Origin of the sequence: Klebsiella sp. GB_Kp047, assembly GCF_040065235.1 — a bacterium.
GTDB classification, from domain to species: domain Bacteria; phylum Pseudomonadota; class Gammaproteobacteria; order Enterobacterales; family Enterobacteriaceae; genus Klebsiella; species Klebsiella quasipneumoniae.
In genome coordinates this window covers 68,837-84,377 of the sequence record NZ_JBEAJG010000032.1, presented here as the reverse complement: position 1 = coordinate 84,377, position 15,541 = coordinate 68,837, and the positions used below count along the sequence as shown (strand labels likewise).

At 58.6% G+C, this 15,541-nt stretch carries 15 protein-coding genes; 6 read left to right on the top strand and 9 right to left on the bottom strand.

Features of this window, described 5'->3' with window-relative positions; translation table 11 throughout:
* Window positions 1-93: 93 nt before the first annotated feature.
* Window positions 94-2,289, top strand: a complete 2,196-nt coding sequence (ybiO, locus tag ABLV76_RS13975; protein ID WP_004886194.1) for a mechanosensitive channel protein — start codon at window positions 94-96, stop codon at window positions 2,287-2,289.
* Here the strand turns inward: ybiO and rlmF are convergent, their stop codons facing one another.
* Window positions 2,290-3,204 (bottom strand): 23S rRNA (adenine(1618)-N(6))-methyltransferase RlmF, encoded by a 915-nt coding sequence (gene rlmF / locus ABLV76_RS13970; RefSeq protein WP_017900155.1) that lies wholly within the window; start codon window positions 3,202-3,204, stop codon window positions 2,290-2,292.
* Window positions 3,205-3,300: 96 nt separating this feature from the next.
* Here rlmF and ABLV76_RS13965 point away from each other — a divergent pair, with 96 nt between their 5' ends.
* From ABLV76_RS13965 to ybiJ, 4 genes are all read left to right on the top strand, one after another.
* Window positions 3,301-3,915 carry a flavin reductase family protein gene (locus ABLV76_RS13965; RefSeq protein ID WP_004886190.1) on the top strand — a complete coding sequence of 205 codons (615 nt, stop codon included), beginning with the start codon at window positions 3,301-3,303 and terminating at the stop codon, window positions 3,913-3,915.
* Between the two features lie 140 nt (window positions 3,916-4,055).
* Entirely contained in the window at window positions 4,056-4,316 is a 261-nt protein-coding gene (locus ABLV76_RS13960; protein ID WP_072206909.1) for a DUF1471 domain-containing protein, read from the top strand.
* 20 nt (window positions 4,317-4,336) lie between these two features.
* Entirely contained in the window at window positions 4,337-4,603 is a 267-nt protein-coding gene (locus ABLV76_RS13955; protein ID WP_002895824.1) for a DksA/TraR family C4-type zinc finger protein, read from the top strand.
* 285 nt (window positions 4,604-4,888) lie between these two features.
* A complete protein-coding gene (gene ybiJ / locus ABLV76_RS13950; RefSeq protein WP_004176772.1) occupies window positions 4,889-5,149 on the top strand; it encodes a DUF1471 family protein YbiJ in 261 nt (86 codons plus the stop codon).
* 109 nt (window positions 5,150-5,258) lie between these two features.
* On the opposite strand, the gene ybiB is transcribed toward ybiJ, so the two are convergent.
* From ybiB to ABLV76_RS13910, 8 genes are all read right to left on the bottom strand, one after another.
* Window positions 5,259-6,224: a DNA-binding protein YbiB gene (ybiB, locus tag ABLV76_RS13945; RefSeq protein ID WP_004886183.1), complete on the bottom strand. Its 966-nt coding sequence runs from the start codon at window positions 6,222-6,224 to the stop codon at window positions 5,259-5,261.
* Window positions 6,225-6,251: 27 nt separating this feature from the next.
* A complete protein-coding gene (dinG, locus tag ABLV76_RS13940) occupies window positions 6,252-8,408 on the bottom strand; it encodes an ATP-dependent DNA helicase DinG (protein ID WP_048294418.1) in 2,157 nt (718 codons plus the stop codon).
* 192 nt (window positions 8,409-8,600) lie between these two features.
* Window positions 8,601-9,956, bottom strand: a complete 1,356-nt coding sequence (gene rhlE / locus ABLV76_RS13935) for an ATP-dependent RNA helicase RhlE (protein WP_004886179.1) — start codon at window positions 9,954-9,956, stop codon at window positions 8,601-8,603.
* Between the two features lie 215 nt (window positions 9,957-10,171).
* The gene (locus ABLV76_RS13930; RefSeq protein WP_348878360.1) at window positions 10,172-11,164 is read right to left on the bottom strand and encodes a transketolase family protein; all 993 of its coding nucleotides are present in this window, start codon (window positions 11,162-11,164) and stop codon (window positions 10,172-10,174) included.
* The gene (locus ABLV76_RS13925) at window positions 11,164-12,009 is read right to left on the bottom strand and encodes a transketolase (protein WP_017900161.1); all 846 of its coding nucleotides are present in this window, start codon (window positions 12,007-12,009) and stop codon (window positions 11,164-11,166) included. Before ABLV76_RS13925 ends, ABLV76_RS13930 begins: the two co-directional genes overlap by 1 nt.
* Before the next feature lie 13 nt (window positions 12,010-12,022).
* Entirely contained in the window at window positions 12,023-12,772 is a 750-nt protein-coding gene (locus tag ABLV76_RS13920; protein ID WP_004886175.1) for a glucose 1-dehydrogenase, read from the bottom strand.
* Window positions 12,773-12,822: 50 nt separating this feature from the next.
* Complete coding sequence (locus ABLV76_RS13915) at window positions 12,823-14,157, bottom strand: MFS transporter (RefSeq protein WP_004886173.1); 1,335 nt, start codon at window positions 14,155-14,157, stop codon at window positions 12,823-12,825.
* 288 nt (window positions 14,158-14,445) lie between these two features.
* The gene (locus tag ABLV76_RS13910) at window positions 14,446-14,583 is read right to left on the bottom strand and encodes a hypothetical protein (protein ID WP_032431308.1); all 138 of its coding nucleotides are present in this window, start codon (window positions 14,581-14,583) and stop codon (window positions 14,446-14,448) included.
* Between ABLV76_RS13910 and ABLV76_RS13905 the strand changes: the two genes are divergently transcribed.
* A complete protein-coding gene (locus ABLV76_RS13905; protein WP_032455748.1) occupies window positions 14,575-15,498 on the top strand; it encodes a LysR substrate-binding domain-containing protein in 924 nt (307 codons plus the stop codon). The two genes, ABLV76_RS13910 and ABLV76_RS13905, sit on opposite strands and share 9 nt — an antisense overlap.
* The last annotated feature ends 43 nt before the right edge of the window (window positions 15,499-15,541 follow it).

The following is a 15,541-nucleotide window of genomic DNA, read 5'->3' as shown; positions in this document are numbered from 1 at the left end:
CCTCGCGGAGAGAGCCGCTTTCCAGATTCCTCTTCCCTCCCCTTCCGCCAGCGGCTTCTATACTTACCCGTTTACGTTGCAACGGAGGTGCCCATGCCGTGGATCCTGCTTTTGCTCGCTGCGCTGTTTACTGCCCCGCTTTCCGCCGCCGCCCTGCCCGGCGTGCCGACCGCTAACGCCGATAAAACCAGCGCCAGCGAACCCGATGTAGAACAGAAAAGAGCGGCCTATGCCGCGCTGGCCGACGTGCTGGCCAACGACGCCGCCCGTCAGGAGCTCATTGACCAGCTGCGTAAAGCGGCCGCCACGCCGCCGCCCGACAGCACCCCGACGCTGACGCCGCCGGCGGTGAAAGAAGAGACCACCGTGCTGGAGAACGTCACGCAGATCAGCCGGGAATATGGCGATGAGCTCTCATCGCGCTTTTCCCAGCTGTGGCGCAATATTACCGGCTCGCCGCATAAGCCCTTTAATCCACAAACCTTTACCAGCGCCGCCTGGCATTTTTTACTGCTGGCCGGGCTGGTGTTTGCCTTCTGGTGGCTGGTACGCCTCGCGGCGCTGCCGCTGTATCGTAAAATGGGCGAATGGGGACGGCATAAAAACCGCGATCGCGGAAACTGGCTCCAGCTGCCGTTGACCATCGCCGGGGCGTTTATTATCGATCTGCTGCTGCTGGCGCTGACCCTGTTTGTCGGTCAGCTGTTGAGCGATCGTCTGGATGGCAACAACCCCACTATCGCCTTTCAGCAGAGCCTTTTCCTCAACGCCTTCGCGCTGATCGAGTTCTTTAAAGCCATCCTGCGGCTCATTTTCTGCCCGCGCATTCCAGCGCTCAGGCCCTTTAACCTCAGCGACGAGGCCGCCTCCTACTGGAGTCTGCGCCTGAGCGCCCTCAGCAGCCTGATCGGCTACGGCCTGATCGTCGCGGTGCCGATTATCTCTAACCAGGTGAATGTTCAGGTCGGCGCGCTGGCTAACGTCATCATCATGCTGTGCATTACGCTGTGGGCGCTGTATCTGATTTTTCATAACAAAGCGGTGATTACGCAGGGGCTGATCCATCTGGCTGACCGCTCGCTCTCCTTTTTTAGCCTGTTTATCCGCGCCTTCGCCCTGATCTGGCACTGGCTGGCCTGCGCCTACTTTGTGGTGCTCTTCTTCTTTTCCCTGTTCGACCCAGGCAACAGCCTGAAATTTATGATGGGCGCCACCCTGCGCAGCCTGGCGATTATCGGCGGCGCGGCGCTGGTGTCCGGCATCCTGTCGCGCTGGATAGCCAAAACCATCACTCTCTCCCCTGCCACCCAGCGCAACTATCCTGAGCTGCAAAAGCGGCTGAACGGCTGGATCTCCGCCTCGCTGAAGGCAGCGCGCATTCTCACCGTCTGTGTCGCCATTATGCTGCTCCTGAGCGCCTGGGGGCTGTTTGACTTCCGCGAATGGCTGCACAACGATGCCGGGCAAAAAACGGTGGATGTGCTGATCCGTATCGCTCTTATACTCTTCTTCTCCGCTATCGGCTGGACGGTGCTGGCCAGCCTGATCGAAAACCGGCTGGCCTCGGATATCCATGGCCGTCCGTTGCCCAGCGCGCGGGCCCGTACGCTGCTAACCCTGTTTCGCAACGCGCTGGCGGTGGTGATCAGCACCATCACGGTGATGATTTTGCTCTCGGAGATTGGGGTCAATATCGCGCCGCTGCTGGCGGGCGCCGGGGCGTTAGGGCTGGCCATCTCGTTTGGCGCGCAAACCCTGGTTAAAGACATTATCACCGGCATTTTTATCCAGTTTGAGAACGGGATGAATACCGGCGACCTGGTCACCATCGGGCCTTTGACCGGCACGGTGGAACGGATGTCGATTCGCTCAGTGGGGGTGCGCCAGGATACCGGCGCCTATCACATTATTCCCTGGTCCTCGATCACCACCTTTGCCAACTTCGTGCGCGGCATTGGCTCGGTGGTGGCTAACTATGACGTCGATCGCCATGAGGATCTGGATAAAGCCAGCCAGGCGCTGAAGGCGGCAGTGGACGATCTGCTGGCCCAGGAGGAGATCCGCGGCCTAATCATTGGCGAACCGTCGTTCGCCGGGCTGGTGGGGTTGAGCAATACCGCCTTTACGCTGCGCGTCAGCTTCACCACCCTGCCGCTGAAGCAGTGGACGGTGCGCTTTGCCCTTGATACCCAGGTGAAAAAGCACTTCGATCGCGCCGGGGTTCGCGCCCCGGTACAGACCTGGCAGCAATTGCCGATGCCGGGCGCCGACAGCCCGGCCGTGGAGTAGTTAGAACGGACGGCGGCGTTTGGCGTCGTCCATAAAGCTCCAGGCGATAAAGCGGCTCTGCTTTTGCCCCTGGGCCATCTCTTTTTTCACCACTTTCACTGCCCCGACCTCGGTCAGCAGGCGGTAGAGCGGCGGCAGATTGTCGCCGCGCGACACCAGCGAGGTAAACCATTTCACCTGGCGGGCGAAGGCCTGACTTTCGCGGATCATCTGCGAGATAAAGGCCACTTCGCCCCCCTCGCACCACAGCTCCTGCTGCTGACCGCCAAAGTTAAGCCCGCTGTCGGCGCCGAGTCCGAGATTGCGGCGCTTGCGCTCGCCGCCCGCCCGGGCGCTCTCTGCGGAGTCATGGAACGGCGGATTGCACAGGGTGGCGTCATAGGTCTCGTTTTTGTGGATCACGCCGTGGAAGATGGCCTGGCTCTCTTTTTGCCGACGCAGACGGATCTGCCGGGTCAATCCCGGGTTGCCATTAACAATCGCCTGCGCGCTGGCGAAGGCTTCCGGGCTGATTTCGCTGCCGGTAAAGCGCCAGCCGTATTCGTGAACGCCGATCAGAGGATAGATGAGGTTGGCGCCGGTGCCAATATCGAGGATCGTGGCTTGCTTCGGCACTTCGCCGCTGTCCCCGGCCAGCAGATCCGCCAGATGATGAATATAATCGGCCCGCCCGGGCACCGGCGGACAGAGAAAACCGTCAGGAATGTCCCAGTGTTTGACCGCGTAGAAATGCGCCAGCAGCGCTTTATTCAACGCCTTAACCGCCTGCGGATTGGCAAAATCAATGGTCTGCTCACCCCGCGGATTGAGCGTAATGTATCCCTGCAGGTCAGGATGAGCCTGGCAGAGCGCGGGCAGGTCGTAGCGTTGATGGTGGCGGTTACGCGGGTGTAACCCCGGTTTCTGGGCTTTCATGACAATCTCCTTTGAACAGCCGCGTAAGATACCCGTTGACGGCGGCGCGGTAAATAAGGGAGTCTGGATATCTCCTTTATCCGTGACAGGTGCAGCATGTACTTTTATCAACCTTCGCAGGGCCACGGCCTGCCGCATGACCCGCTGAACGCGATAATCGGGCCTCGCCCGATAGGCTGGATCGCCTCGCAGGACGCCGAGGGCCAGCATAATCTGGCGCCATACAGCTTTTTTAACTGCTTTAACTATCGCCCGCCGATCATTGGTTTCGCCAGCAGCGGCTGGAAAGACAGCGTGCGAAATATCGTCGAAACGAAGGAGTTCGTGTGGAACCTGGCGACGCGCCCGCTGGCCGAAGCGATGAACGAAACCTCCGCCTCGATCCCGCACCATGAGGATGAATTCGTGCGCGCCGGGCTCACCGCCGCCGCCAGCCGCCTGGTCAAGGCCCCCCGGGTGGCAGAGAGCCCGGTGAACTTTGAGTGCCGCCTGTCGCAATGTATCCAGCTCGCCACCGCCGACGGCAACCTTGTCGATACATGGCTGGTGCTCGGCGAAGTGGTCGCCGTGCATATCGATGAATCACTGCTGGATAACGGCATCTATCAAACCGCCCGCGCTCAGCCGATCCTGCGCGCCGGAGGTCCGAGCGCCTATTACAGTATTGATGACAGCCTGCGTTTTGACATGATCCGCCCGGACGCCCGCTAAATAATTTACCGGCCAGAGTATCGCCACCCTGCGCCGGTAGCATGCAAAACGCCTTGTTTTTGCATAAAAAATTCCCTGCTGCGCGGTCTGGAAAGGCCTACACTTAAGCTATGTCCCATGCTGTTTATGAGGATATGCTGATGAAAATCACCTCGCTGCTGTTTGCCGCTGCGCTTGCCGCTCAGGCCAATGCGGCCTCTTCCCTGCCGCTGACACCTGAACTGCCCTATGACGGGCCGCTGCGCCCTGTCGGCACCGTCTCCGCTTCCGGCGCCCGTACCCTTGACGACCTGGTGGCAGCCCTCACGGATAAGGCCCACCGCCGTGGGGCGATAGCCTGGCGGGTCAATGCCGCCAGCAGCGGTAACCGGCTGTACGGTTCAGCTATAATTTATCAATAACCTTTTACAGGAGGCAGACGATGGCATCAGGTTGGGCAGGCGACGGCGCCGTTCAGGATCAGATCGACAGCACCATTGACGATGCGGTGGCTCGCGCCCGCCGCGAGCTTCCACGCGGCGAAAGCAACAAATTTTGTGATGAATGCGGAGAACCGATTCCGGAGGCTCGACGACAGGCTATTCCTGGCGTCAGATACTGCGTGAAGTGCCAACAGGAGAAAGATTTACATAACAATACATTTTCAGGATATAATCGCCGTGGCTCCAAGGATAGCCAGCTACGCTGACTTTCCTTTACCGTTCATGACAGCTTTTCGCATTATCTTTTCGCGCACACTTTTTGGCGATAAATGTCGCAATATGTGCCCTTAAGCGTGCCGGTCTCCCTCGCTCCGCCATCAGACAAAAAGAATCATAAATAATTTATTAATAATCAGTAAATTATTAGTCATTCAAAAAAATCGATAAAGACTGTGAATTTCCTTCGATTTTATCTCCCGCAAAAAAGCGTGATACTTATCACATCGACGGAACATCGTCCCCTGAACAGAACAACCTGCGAGAGATTAACTATGAAAAACATCAAATATGCTGCCGCTGCCATCGCTCTGACCGCCCTTTCCTTCGGCGCCTTTGCCGCCGAGCCGGTTACCCCCGCTCAGGCTGAAAGCATGAATAAGATCGGTGTGGTGTCTGCGCAAGGCGCAACCACGTTAGATGGTCTGGAAGCGAAACTGGCTGCTAAAGCCGAAGCCGCTGGCGCAACCGGCTATAGCATCACTTCCGCTAACACCAACAACAAACTGAGCGGTACCGCGGTTATCTATAAATAATCGCAACTCAACCCTGTAAGCCACTGAATTAACCCTGAAAAGACCTTTAATACCCTTGCCTTGCCCGTCCGAGCCACCGGACGGGCTTTTTTTTATCCTGCCGATCCGATCACCAGCAGTCGTTGACGCGGCTGAGACCCTGCTCCAGGGTTGAGACCTCGCCGCAGGCCAGCAGACAGCAGGCGAGCTGGATCTTCAGCGAGTGGGGTACCGGTTCGACGCCGGCGACGCAGCGCTCGATCCAGCGCGCGGTCACTTCGGGATCTTTCGAGGCCGGCAGAATAACTTCCGCCGCCGCCTCGGTCTGGCGGTCGCACAGCACCCGCACGCCCTGGTCATCAATCAGGCTGATCTGCGGGCAGCGCTGCGGGTTGGCGTACACTTCGCCTTCGGTACCGTGCATCAGCAGCGCGCGGCCACCGGTCTCGCGAAAGAAGCCCGCCACCCGGGGAACATATTCCGGATGCGACACGCTGGAGAGGCGTAGCGCCTCCCCTTCGCCAAACGGCGTGGCCAGTTTGGCCAGCGTATGGGCGCTGTTGCGTACGCCCATCCGCCAGCGCATCGCCAGCTGTTTCTCCAGCGGCGGGCAGAAGGCGCCCACCGGGATATACACCGGTTCATGCCCCTCCAGCTGCGCCTGCGCCTGACCGGCATGCCGGGTAGCCGGAATGTCCAGCAGGGTAAAAATGGTCTCGGTCAGCACCCGGGTCGGATCGTGACTGACGCCGTGAACCACGACCGGAAACCCCAGCTTATGCAGGAGCATCGCCAGCAGCGGCGTCAGGTTCGCCTGCTTGCGCGCGCCATTGTAGCTGGGGATAACGATCGGCATCGGCTTGCCTGCCGGCGGGGTCAGGCGCAGCGTATGCTGCTGCATCGCGGCGTAAAAGCCTTTCATCTCCGCTTCGCCTTCGCCTTTGATGCGCAGGGCGATTAATATTCCTCCCAGCTCCAGCTCCGGCACCTCGCCGTTCAGCATCCGCGCGTAGAGCGCACGGGCGGTCTCTTCATCCAGGTCGCGGGCATGATTCTTACCGCGGCCCACCTCTTTTATAATTTTGCTGTACTCCATGGCTCCCCCTGGTGCAACGCGCCGTCGTCAGCGACGTTTGCGGCCTGTCTGTTTTGCTGTCTGTTTTGCTTTCCGTTTTACTATAACCTCCGGAACGCCCGGCTGCTCTATGGGAAAAACAGGTAACGCGTTCAGTAGACGCGCGCCGTAGTTTTTGGTCAACAGACGCTTATCGTAAATTACCACCTCTCCCCAGCAGTGATGGCTACGGATCAAACGCCCCACCTGCTGAATAAGATTAAAGGAGGCGCTGGGCAAACTCTGTACCTCGAAGGGATAACGATTGAGGCTTTTCAGCCATTCGCCTTCGGTGATCACTACCGGGCTGTCGATGGGCGGAAAGGCGATTTTATGGATATGTACCTGGCTTAACAGATCGCCCTTTAAATCGAGACCTTCGGCAAAGGACTGCAGGCCCACCAGCACGCTGCGCTCGCCGCTTTCCACCCGTTTGCGATGCAGCTCCACCAGCCGGTAGCGCGGCTGGTCGCCCTGCACCAGCAGCATCAGACGCAGGTCGGTCACATGCTCCAGGAAGCGATTCATCGCTCGCCCACTGGCAAACAGCACCAGCATCCCGAGATGCTTCTTGCTCTCCACCTGCTGGCGAAAATAGGCCGCCATCTCGGCAATGTGCTGCTCTTCGTTATCCATCAACGGTTCATAGCGCATTTGAGGAATAATAATTTTCCCCTGCTCCACGTGGTTGAACGGCGAATCCAGCGCCACGAAGCGGTCACCCGCTTTTTCCTTCAGGCCGCTCATCTCCTGCAGGCGCGAGAAGCTGTTAAGAGAGCGCAGCGTCGCTGACGTCACCACGATATGCGGCACGCTGCGCCACAGCAGCCGCTCAAGCTGATCGCTGACGCGGATGCCGACGCAGTGGAACCAGACGTGGATCTGGCCGTCTCGCACTACCCGCGTCGCCCATTTGGTCACCGGCGCGCCAGAGGACTGCGCCAGCGACGCCAGACGCCACAGCTTGCTTTGGCTTTCAAACATGCCGAGGGCGCGATTCATCTGCAGCAGCACCCGATGCAGACGCACCACGTCATGGCTGCCGGTCTTTTCGCTGAGATCGTTAAGAAACAGCTCCGCCAGCCCGCGCAGCGTCTCGGTGAGCTTCGCCAGCCGCTGGCAGATCTCCATCACCTCCTGCGGCAGTTCGCCCATCGGGAAGCGATGCTCCGCTTCCTGGCCGGCGGGCATGTAGAGATTGAGAATATTATTCAACGACGCAATCAGCTCGAACAGCTCTTCGCAATGGCCGGCGAGCCGCTCCGGATTGGCCAGCGGCGGCGTGGTTTTCGGGCGGAACTGCTCCATGCAGGTAGCCACCAGCTTGCAGAACAGATCCAGCTGCAGGCGAAACCAGGGGGCGGTGATCTCGGCGCTCATCTCCAACGCGTCGCGGGCGACGTCCGGCAGATGATGGCCTTCATCAAGGACCAGCAGCAGGTTTTTCGGCTCCGGCAGCACCGCCTCGCTCTCCATCGCCGCCATCACCAGCGCATGGTTGGCTACCACCACTTCCGCCTCCTGAATTTCCCGCCGCGCCACAAAGAACGGACACTCGCGATAATAGTGGCAGTTGCGGTTCAGGCAGCTGGCCTTATCGGTGCTCAGCCGGCTCCATAGTCCATCGTCGATGGGTTTGTCGGTATGGTCGCGCAGGCCGTCCCAGCGATAGCTGTCAAGGTCCTGCTTCAGCGTCGCGCACAGTTTCTGCTCCGCCTGGTTGTTCGGGGTGAGATCGTCGTCGAGGAAAGCCAGCAGATCCTGCTGCGTCGGCTCGGTGCTGGCCAGCGCCGCCAGGTTGCGCGGGCAGACGTAGCGTCCGCGACCAAAGGCGGCGGTGAAGCGCAGGTCGGGGATAATCTTGCGCAGCAGCGGCAGGTCTTTACTGTAGATTTGATCCTGCAGGGCGACGTTGGCGGTGCTGACCACCAGCGTTTTTTGTTCCTCACGGGCGATGGCAATGCCAGGGATAAGGTATGACAGCGTTTTACCGACGCCGGTCGGCGCTTCGATAGCCAGATGCCTGCCCTCATCCCCGGCGAGGGTTTTCGCCACATCAGCGATCATCTGCCGCTGCGGGGGGCGGGGAATAAAGTCCGGGATCTGTTCCTGAAGCGCCTTATACCAGGCGGCGATTTGCGCTTTAAGCGCAGCGGTCAAAGCCATGAGAAAACCTGAATACTGTATAAACAGCCACTATTGTGCCATTTTTACCCGTCCGGAGGTATTGCTTTCTGCTGTGTGTGGAAGCGTGCTCGACAAATAGTGTAATGGAAAGAAAAAGGCCCGCCGCCGCGTAGCGGACAGACGGGCCTGAGCCGTGCTTAACCGCGTTATCGCGGCCCGGGCATCAGCCTGTTATTCGCCAGCCGGCTTACGCGGGCGACGGCGGCGCGGCGGTTTGCCGTCCTGAGTGCGCGCTTTCGGCGCCTCGCCGTCCTGGCGACGCGGGGCGCTGCTCTGGCTGCGCGGCTGTCCGCTGCGCCCCTGCCCCTGGCCGCCGCGTCCCTGCCCCTGACCACGACCGCCGCCGCGCTGCTGGCGACCGTTCTGGATAGGTTCGGCTTTAATCGACGGGTCCGGCTCATAGCCGGCAATCGCGATGCGCGGAATCTCTTTTTTCAGCAGGCGCTCGATATCGCGCAGCAGCTTGTGCTCATCGACGCACACCAGCGACAAGGCTTCGCCGGTGGCCGCCGCGCGACCGGTACGCCCAATACGGTGGACATAATCTTCCGGCACGTTCGGCAGCTCGTAGTTCACCACGTGCGGCAGCTCTTCGATATCCAGTCCGCGGGCGGCGATATCGGTCGCCACCAGCACGCGAATGCCGCCGGATTTAAAGTCGGCCAGCGCGCGGGTACGCGCCCCCTGGCTCTTGTTGCCATGGATCGCCGCGCTGCGGATGCCGTCTTTGTTGAGCTGCTCCGCGAGGTGGTTGGCGCCATGCTTGGTGCGGGTAAAGACCAGCACCTGCTGCCAGTTGCCTTCGCCGATAAGCTGCGACAGCAGTTCGCGCTTGCGGTTCTTATCAACAAAATGGACGTGCTGGGTGATCTGCTCGGAGGCGGTGTTGCGACGCGCCACTTCCACTTCCAGCGGGTTGTGCAGCAGTTTCTCCGCCAGGCCTTTGATCTCGTCGGAGAAGGTCGCCGAGAACAGCAGGTTCTGCCGACGCGGCGGCAGTTTCGCCAGTACGCGGCGGATGTCATGGATAAAGCCCATATCCAGCATGCGGTCCGCCTCATCCAGTACGAGGATTTCCACTTTATCGAGGCTGACGGCGTTCTGATGTTCGAGGTCCAGCAGACGGCCCGGGGTGGCGACGAGGATATCGACGCCGCCGCGCAGCTTCATCATCTGCGGGTTGATACTCACGCCGCCGAACACCACCAGCGAGCGAATATTCAGATATTTGCTGTAATCCCGCACGTTCTCGCCCACCTGCGCCGCCAGCTCGCGGGTCGGGGTCAGGATCAGCGCGCGCACCGGACGACGGCCCTTCGCATGCGGCTCGTTCTGGATCAGGCGCTGCAGCAGCGGCAGAGTAAAGCCCGCCGTTTTACCGGTGCCGGTCTGGGCGCTGGCCATCAGGTCGCGGCCCTGCAGTACCGCCGGGATCGCCTGCTGCTGGATAGGGGTCGGCTCAACGTAGCCCTGCTCAGCGACAGCGCGCAGGATATCGGGATTCAGGCCAAGGGAATCAAAAGACATAACAACTCCGAACCGCCCCGGCCCGGTGAAGGGCGTAGTTTTCAGGGAGATTATTGCGATAAGAGATGGCAAAAACCACAATGCCATGAAGGGGCGCAGTCTAGCAGATTTTGTGACAGGCCGCATAAAATCTGTAAAAGAATGCCGCGCCTGGCTGGCGGGAGGAAGAAGGCCGCTGAGAGCGCTCAGCGGCCAGGCGCGTCGCCACAGCGCGGTTAACGCAGACGATACTTAATCTTTTCGACGATCTTCGTGGTGGAAATGCCGTAGCGATCGTGGAGGGTCGGCAGCGCGCCGGCCAACAGAAACGCGTCAGGCAGACCAACGGTATCCAGCTCGCAGCGAACCCCCTTGCGCATCAGCAGGGCGGCCACCGCCTCCCCTAACCCGCCGACAGCGGTGTGGTTTTCGGCGGTGACCACCAGCCGACCCGGCTTCGACGCCTGTTCAATAATCGCTTTTTCATCCAGCGGTTTGATGGTCGGCACGTGCAGGACCGCCACGCTGATATTATCGGCCAGCAGCTTTTCAACCGCCTCCAGGGCGCGCATGGTCATCAGCCCGGAGGAGATAATCAGCACGTCGTTGCCGTCCTCCAGCAGCTTCGCTTTGCCCAGTTCGAACTGATAGTCGTATTTATCCAGCACCAGCGGCACCTTTCCGCGCAGCAGGCGCATATACACCGGACCCTGGTGATCGGCAATGGCCGGTACCGCCTGCTCAATCTCCAGCGCATCGCAGGGATCGACGATGACCATGCCGGGGATACCGCGCATGATCGCCAGATCTTCGGTGGCCTGATGGCTGGGGCCATAGCCGGTCGTCAGGCCCGGCAGCGCCGCGCAGATCTTGACGTTCAGATGTTCCTCAGCGATCACCTGATGAATAAAATCATAGGCGCGACGGGTCGCAAAGGCGGCATAGGTGGTGGCGAAGGGAATAAATCCCTCCTTCGCCATGCCTCCCGCCGCCGCCATCAGCAGCTGCTCCGCCATTCCCATCTGGAAAAAACGATCCGGGAAGGCCTGGGCGAAAATATGCAGGTCAGTATATTTTGACAGGTCCGCGGTCATACCGACGATTTCAGGGCGCTGCGCCGCCAGTTTCGACAGCGCGACGCCAAAGGGCGCAGAGACGGTCACCTGGCCTTCATCGGCAATCGAAGCAATCATCGCCGACGTTTTTAAACGGGGTTTACTCTGGCTCATTACAGCACTCCTTCCGGTTTGTTAGCGTCCAGCACCGCAATCGCTTTTTGCCATTCGTCGGCATCGACGCGAATAAAATGGTTCTTATCGCGGGTTTCGAGGAACGGCACCCCTTTGCCCATCAGCGTGTCGCATAAAATGACCCGCGGCTGGTTGCCGGAATAACTTTTCGCGTTGTCAAAGGCGGCCATCACCGCCGGCAGATCGTTACCGTCTACGCGCTGTACGTACCACCCGAAGGCGGCCCATTTATCCTGCAGCGGCTCAAAGCCGAGGATCTTGCGTGAATCGCCGTCGGCCTGCTGTTTGTTGACGTCGACAAGGTTAATCAGATTGGTCAGGCCATAGTGAGCCGCCGACATCGCCGCTTCCCAGGTCGAACCTTCGTCCAGCTCCCCATCGGACATCGAGTTGTAGACCCAGGCTGTGCTCTGTTTCTGCCGCAGCCCGAGCGCCATGCCGACGGCGATAGACAGCCCCTGCCCCAGCGAGCCGCCGGACATCTCCATCCCCGGGGTGTAGGTCGCCATGCCGGACATCGGCAGGCGGCTGTCGTCGGAGCCGTAGGTTTCCAGTTCCGCTTCCGGAATAATGCCCGCCTCCAGCAGCGCGGCATAATAAGCGATAGCGTAATGGCCATGAGAAAGCAGGAACCGATCGCGCCCCTCCCACTCAGGATCTTCCGGGCGATAGGTCATGGCGTGGCTGAAGGCGGTAGCCAGCACATCGGCATATCCCAGCGCCTGGCCAATATAGCCCTGCCCCTGCACTTCACCCATTTGCAGGGCGTAGCGGCGGATACGCCACGCCGCCGCAGCGACTTTTTGTGATTCGGTGATCTTCATCTCTGTGCCTCGCTTAGTGAATTAACATGCCGCCGTTAACGTCCAGGGTGATACCGGTGGAGTAGGAAGAGAGGTCGCTGCCGAGGAACAGCGCGGCGCGGGCGATGTCCACCGCGTCGCCGAGGCGGTTCATCGGAATGCCGGCAAGAATATTGGCCGTCATGTCGTCCGTCAGCTTGCCGGCGGTGATGTCGGTCTGAATCAGCCCTGGGGTAATGCAGTTAACGCGGACGTTATCCGGGCCAAGTTCGCGCGCCATCGCTCGCGCCAGGCCGAGCACGCCGGCTTTTGCCGCGCTATAGTGCGGACCGCCGAAGATACCGCCGCCGCGCTGGGCGGAAACGGACGAGATGCAGACGATGCTGCCGGATTTTTGCGCCCGCATCGTGGGGATCACCGCCTGCGACATCAGCAGCGTGCCGCGCAGGCTGACATCGAGCACCGCGTCATAGTTGGCGCGTTTGATGTCCATCAGCTTCAGCGGCTGGGTGATCCCGGCGTTATTGACCAGCACATCGACCCGGCCGTATTTCGCCAAAATCTGTTCGATGGCCGCCTGCACCTGCACTTCGTCGGCGACGTTCGCCGCCAGGCCGAGATGGCCTTCGCCCAGGGCCGCCGCGGCGGTTTTACTGGCTTCGCCATTGAGGTCGATAATGACCACTTTCGCGCCGTTTTCGGCGAATAATTTCGCAGTCGCAAAACCCAAACCGCGTGCGGAGGCCGCGCCAGTAATAATGGCGACTTTATCTTTTAATAACATAGTTTCACTCCATGACATTACGTCATATTAATTAACAGGATCTATTTTCGTTATTGTGGCTCATCGAGGAAAAGAATCACCACCAAACCCAATGCGGCGCAGATACCAAAATAGGTAAATACAGAATTAAAGCTCCCCGTCTTATCCAGTAAGAAACCGGCCACCATCGGCGCTACAAATCCGCCGAGGTTACCGCCGCTATTTATAATAGAAGAGGCAATGGGATAAGTTTTCGTATCCGAAACCGCCATACCGTAGGCGGTAAAAGCCGGCCAGCCGATATTCAAACAGAAACCGACAAAGAATAAACCAATACAGACCGCCAGGGTGCTTGCCGGTATATTTAGCATAATTAACATCATGACTACGGTTGATACCGCTGTGAATATCATGGTGGGTTTGCGCCGGCGGCCTAATAATTTATCCGAAATCCATCCGCCGCCAATCGCGCCAATAAAGCCGCCAATGCACGGCATACTGGCTACGAAGCCCATACTCATCACATCGAAACCGCGCTCTTTCACTAAATACAGCGGAATCCAGGTTAATAACCCATATAACACGCTGACCATCATAAAATAGGCCAGGCAGTCTCCGAGAATATTTTTTGAGGTAAATAAGCCCTTCGCCGTATCCACAGGCGCCATTTTTTTCACCCGAATAATTTTATCCAGCCAGGTGAAGCGATCGGCGATTAATATATTTTCGCGTACACCGTCGTTATGATGGCTGTCGCGCCCGGCGTTGATCTCTGCCAGTTCGCTTTGAGATACAAATCCGCTCTCCGCGGGCTTTGACTTGACCAACAGGTACCACGCTATCGCCGCCACGATCCCGGGAATGGCAAAGGAGAAAAAGACCCACCGCCAGCCCCAGGTCACCGCAATCCACACCGCCAGCGGCGGCACGATAATCGGCGCAAACATGGTCGCCGCGATGTAAACGCCGGTTGCTGTGGCTTTCTCTTTCGGCGGAAACCAGTTATTTATCGTCGACGCCAGCCCCACCGGGCAGGGACCTTCGCTCAGCCCCAAGCCCAGCCGCACCAGCTTCAGGCCAAACACGGAGCTCACCGTGCCCATCAGCCAGGTAAAAGCGGAAAAGCCGAAAATGGATAGTGAAACCAGCCCCCGGGTGCCGCGTCTGGCGATGAAAAAGCCGGCCGGGATCTGGCTGACCGCATAGCCGAGGAAAAACATACTGGCAATCGCCCCGGCCTCAAAATTATTGATATGAAATTCATCAATGATAAACGGCAGTACCGCGCCGATATTCGTTCTGTCGGCGTAATTGATGGCATACACCAGGAAAATCATCGTCAAAACCACAAAACGATATTTTGTTTTCCTGGCGTCAGTACAGACCAGCGTATCTATACGTGACATAGGGTTTCCTCATCTTATACCTCATCCACTTCGCCGTAGGTTGCCGTCTGGGTCGCCGCGTTTCACGCGCCCCGGCGCAACAAGAGAGACATGTCTTTTTGCACAGCGAAACAGGTGGTTAGGTGTTTTATTATTGCGATCCAAGCGCATCGCAGTTTGTGATCAGGCCTGTGAGGGGAATATAACAACCCAAAAATGAAACGGTATTCAAAAAAGCTCAATTATGATTGAGAAAAATTGAGTTAGTGACTCCCCGCAAATTTTTAGCGTTTACTGAGAGGCGTGCTTTTAACGAGATAAATTGTTAAGCCCATCACAAATTAAAATGGTTTTTTCGCTTTTCCCTGGGCTGTTCATCACGGCTGCGCCACGCTGTTCGCCATTTTCTTTTATTCGCGCCCCGCGCAGGATGCCGCCATGAGTCAACCACTGCCCAATAAAAATCTGCCGATGCCCTCTTTACGCAATATCCAGGCTTTTATTGAAGTCGCCGCGACCGGCAGCCTCAACCTGGCGGCAGAGAATCTCAACATTACCGCCTCGGCGGTCAGCCATCAGATAGCCAGTCTTGAGCACTTGCTGGGAAAAAAACTGTTTTCCCGCAGCAGCAAAGGCGTGATGTTAACCACGGTGGGAGAAAAATATCTTAAAGAGGTCTCCGGAGCGCTGAATATGATTGGCCAGGCCACCAGCCAGGTGATCAACGATATTCATCAGGATTATTTACGCATTCACTCGGCGCCGAGCTTCGGCCTGCTGTGGCTAATGCCGCGGCTGGATAAATTCCGTCAGGCGTGGCCGGAGCTAAAAATCAGCCTCACCTGCTCTTACGAAAGCATTCAGTTTTCCCGGGATAATATTGATATCGATATTCGCCACGGGCTGTCGCAGTGGCCGACGCTGCTGGTCAGAACCATTAAAAATGAGTGCGTCCTGCCCTACAGCGCCGCCTCTTATTTAACCCGCCATGCGGTTCACGCCCCGGAAGATCTGCTGGCCTGCGATCTGATCCATTCCGACAGCACCTTAATTAACTGGAGCAACTGGCTGTCGTGGCACAAGGTCCGCGGCTGGCACAAAAACTTTATTTTTAATTTCGACCGGTCGTACATGAGCATCGAGGCGGCCCGGATGGGGATGGGGGTGATCCTGGAAAGCAATCTGCTGGCCGGCGGCCATGTGCGCCAGGGACAGCTGACGCCGGTGTTTGCCGACGAACGGAGCATGCCGGTCGGCGCGCACCACTTCGTCCTTCCCCACGCTAATGAACAGAAGGAAAAAGTGCAGCGCTTCTTCGCCTGGGTCGCCGGGGAGCTAGAGGAAGACGGCTTTCATATTTAGCCCTGGCGGGTGGACAAAGCGCCAGTCGACGCCTAAAGTTAAT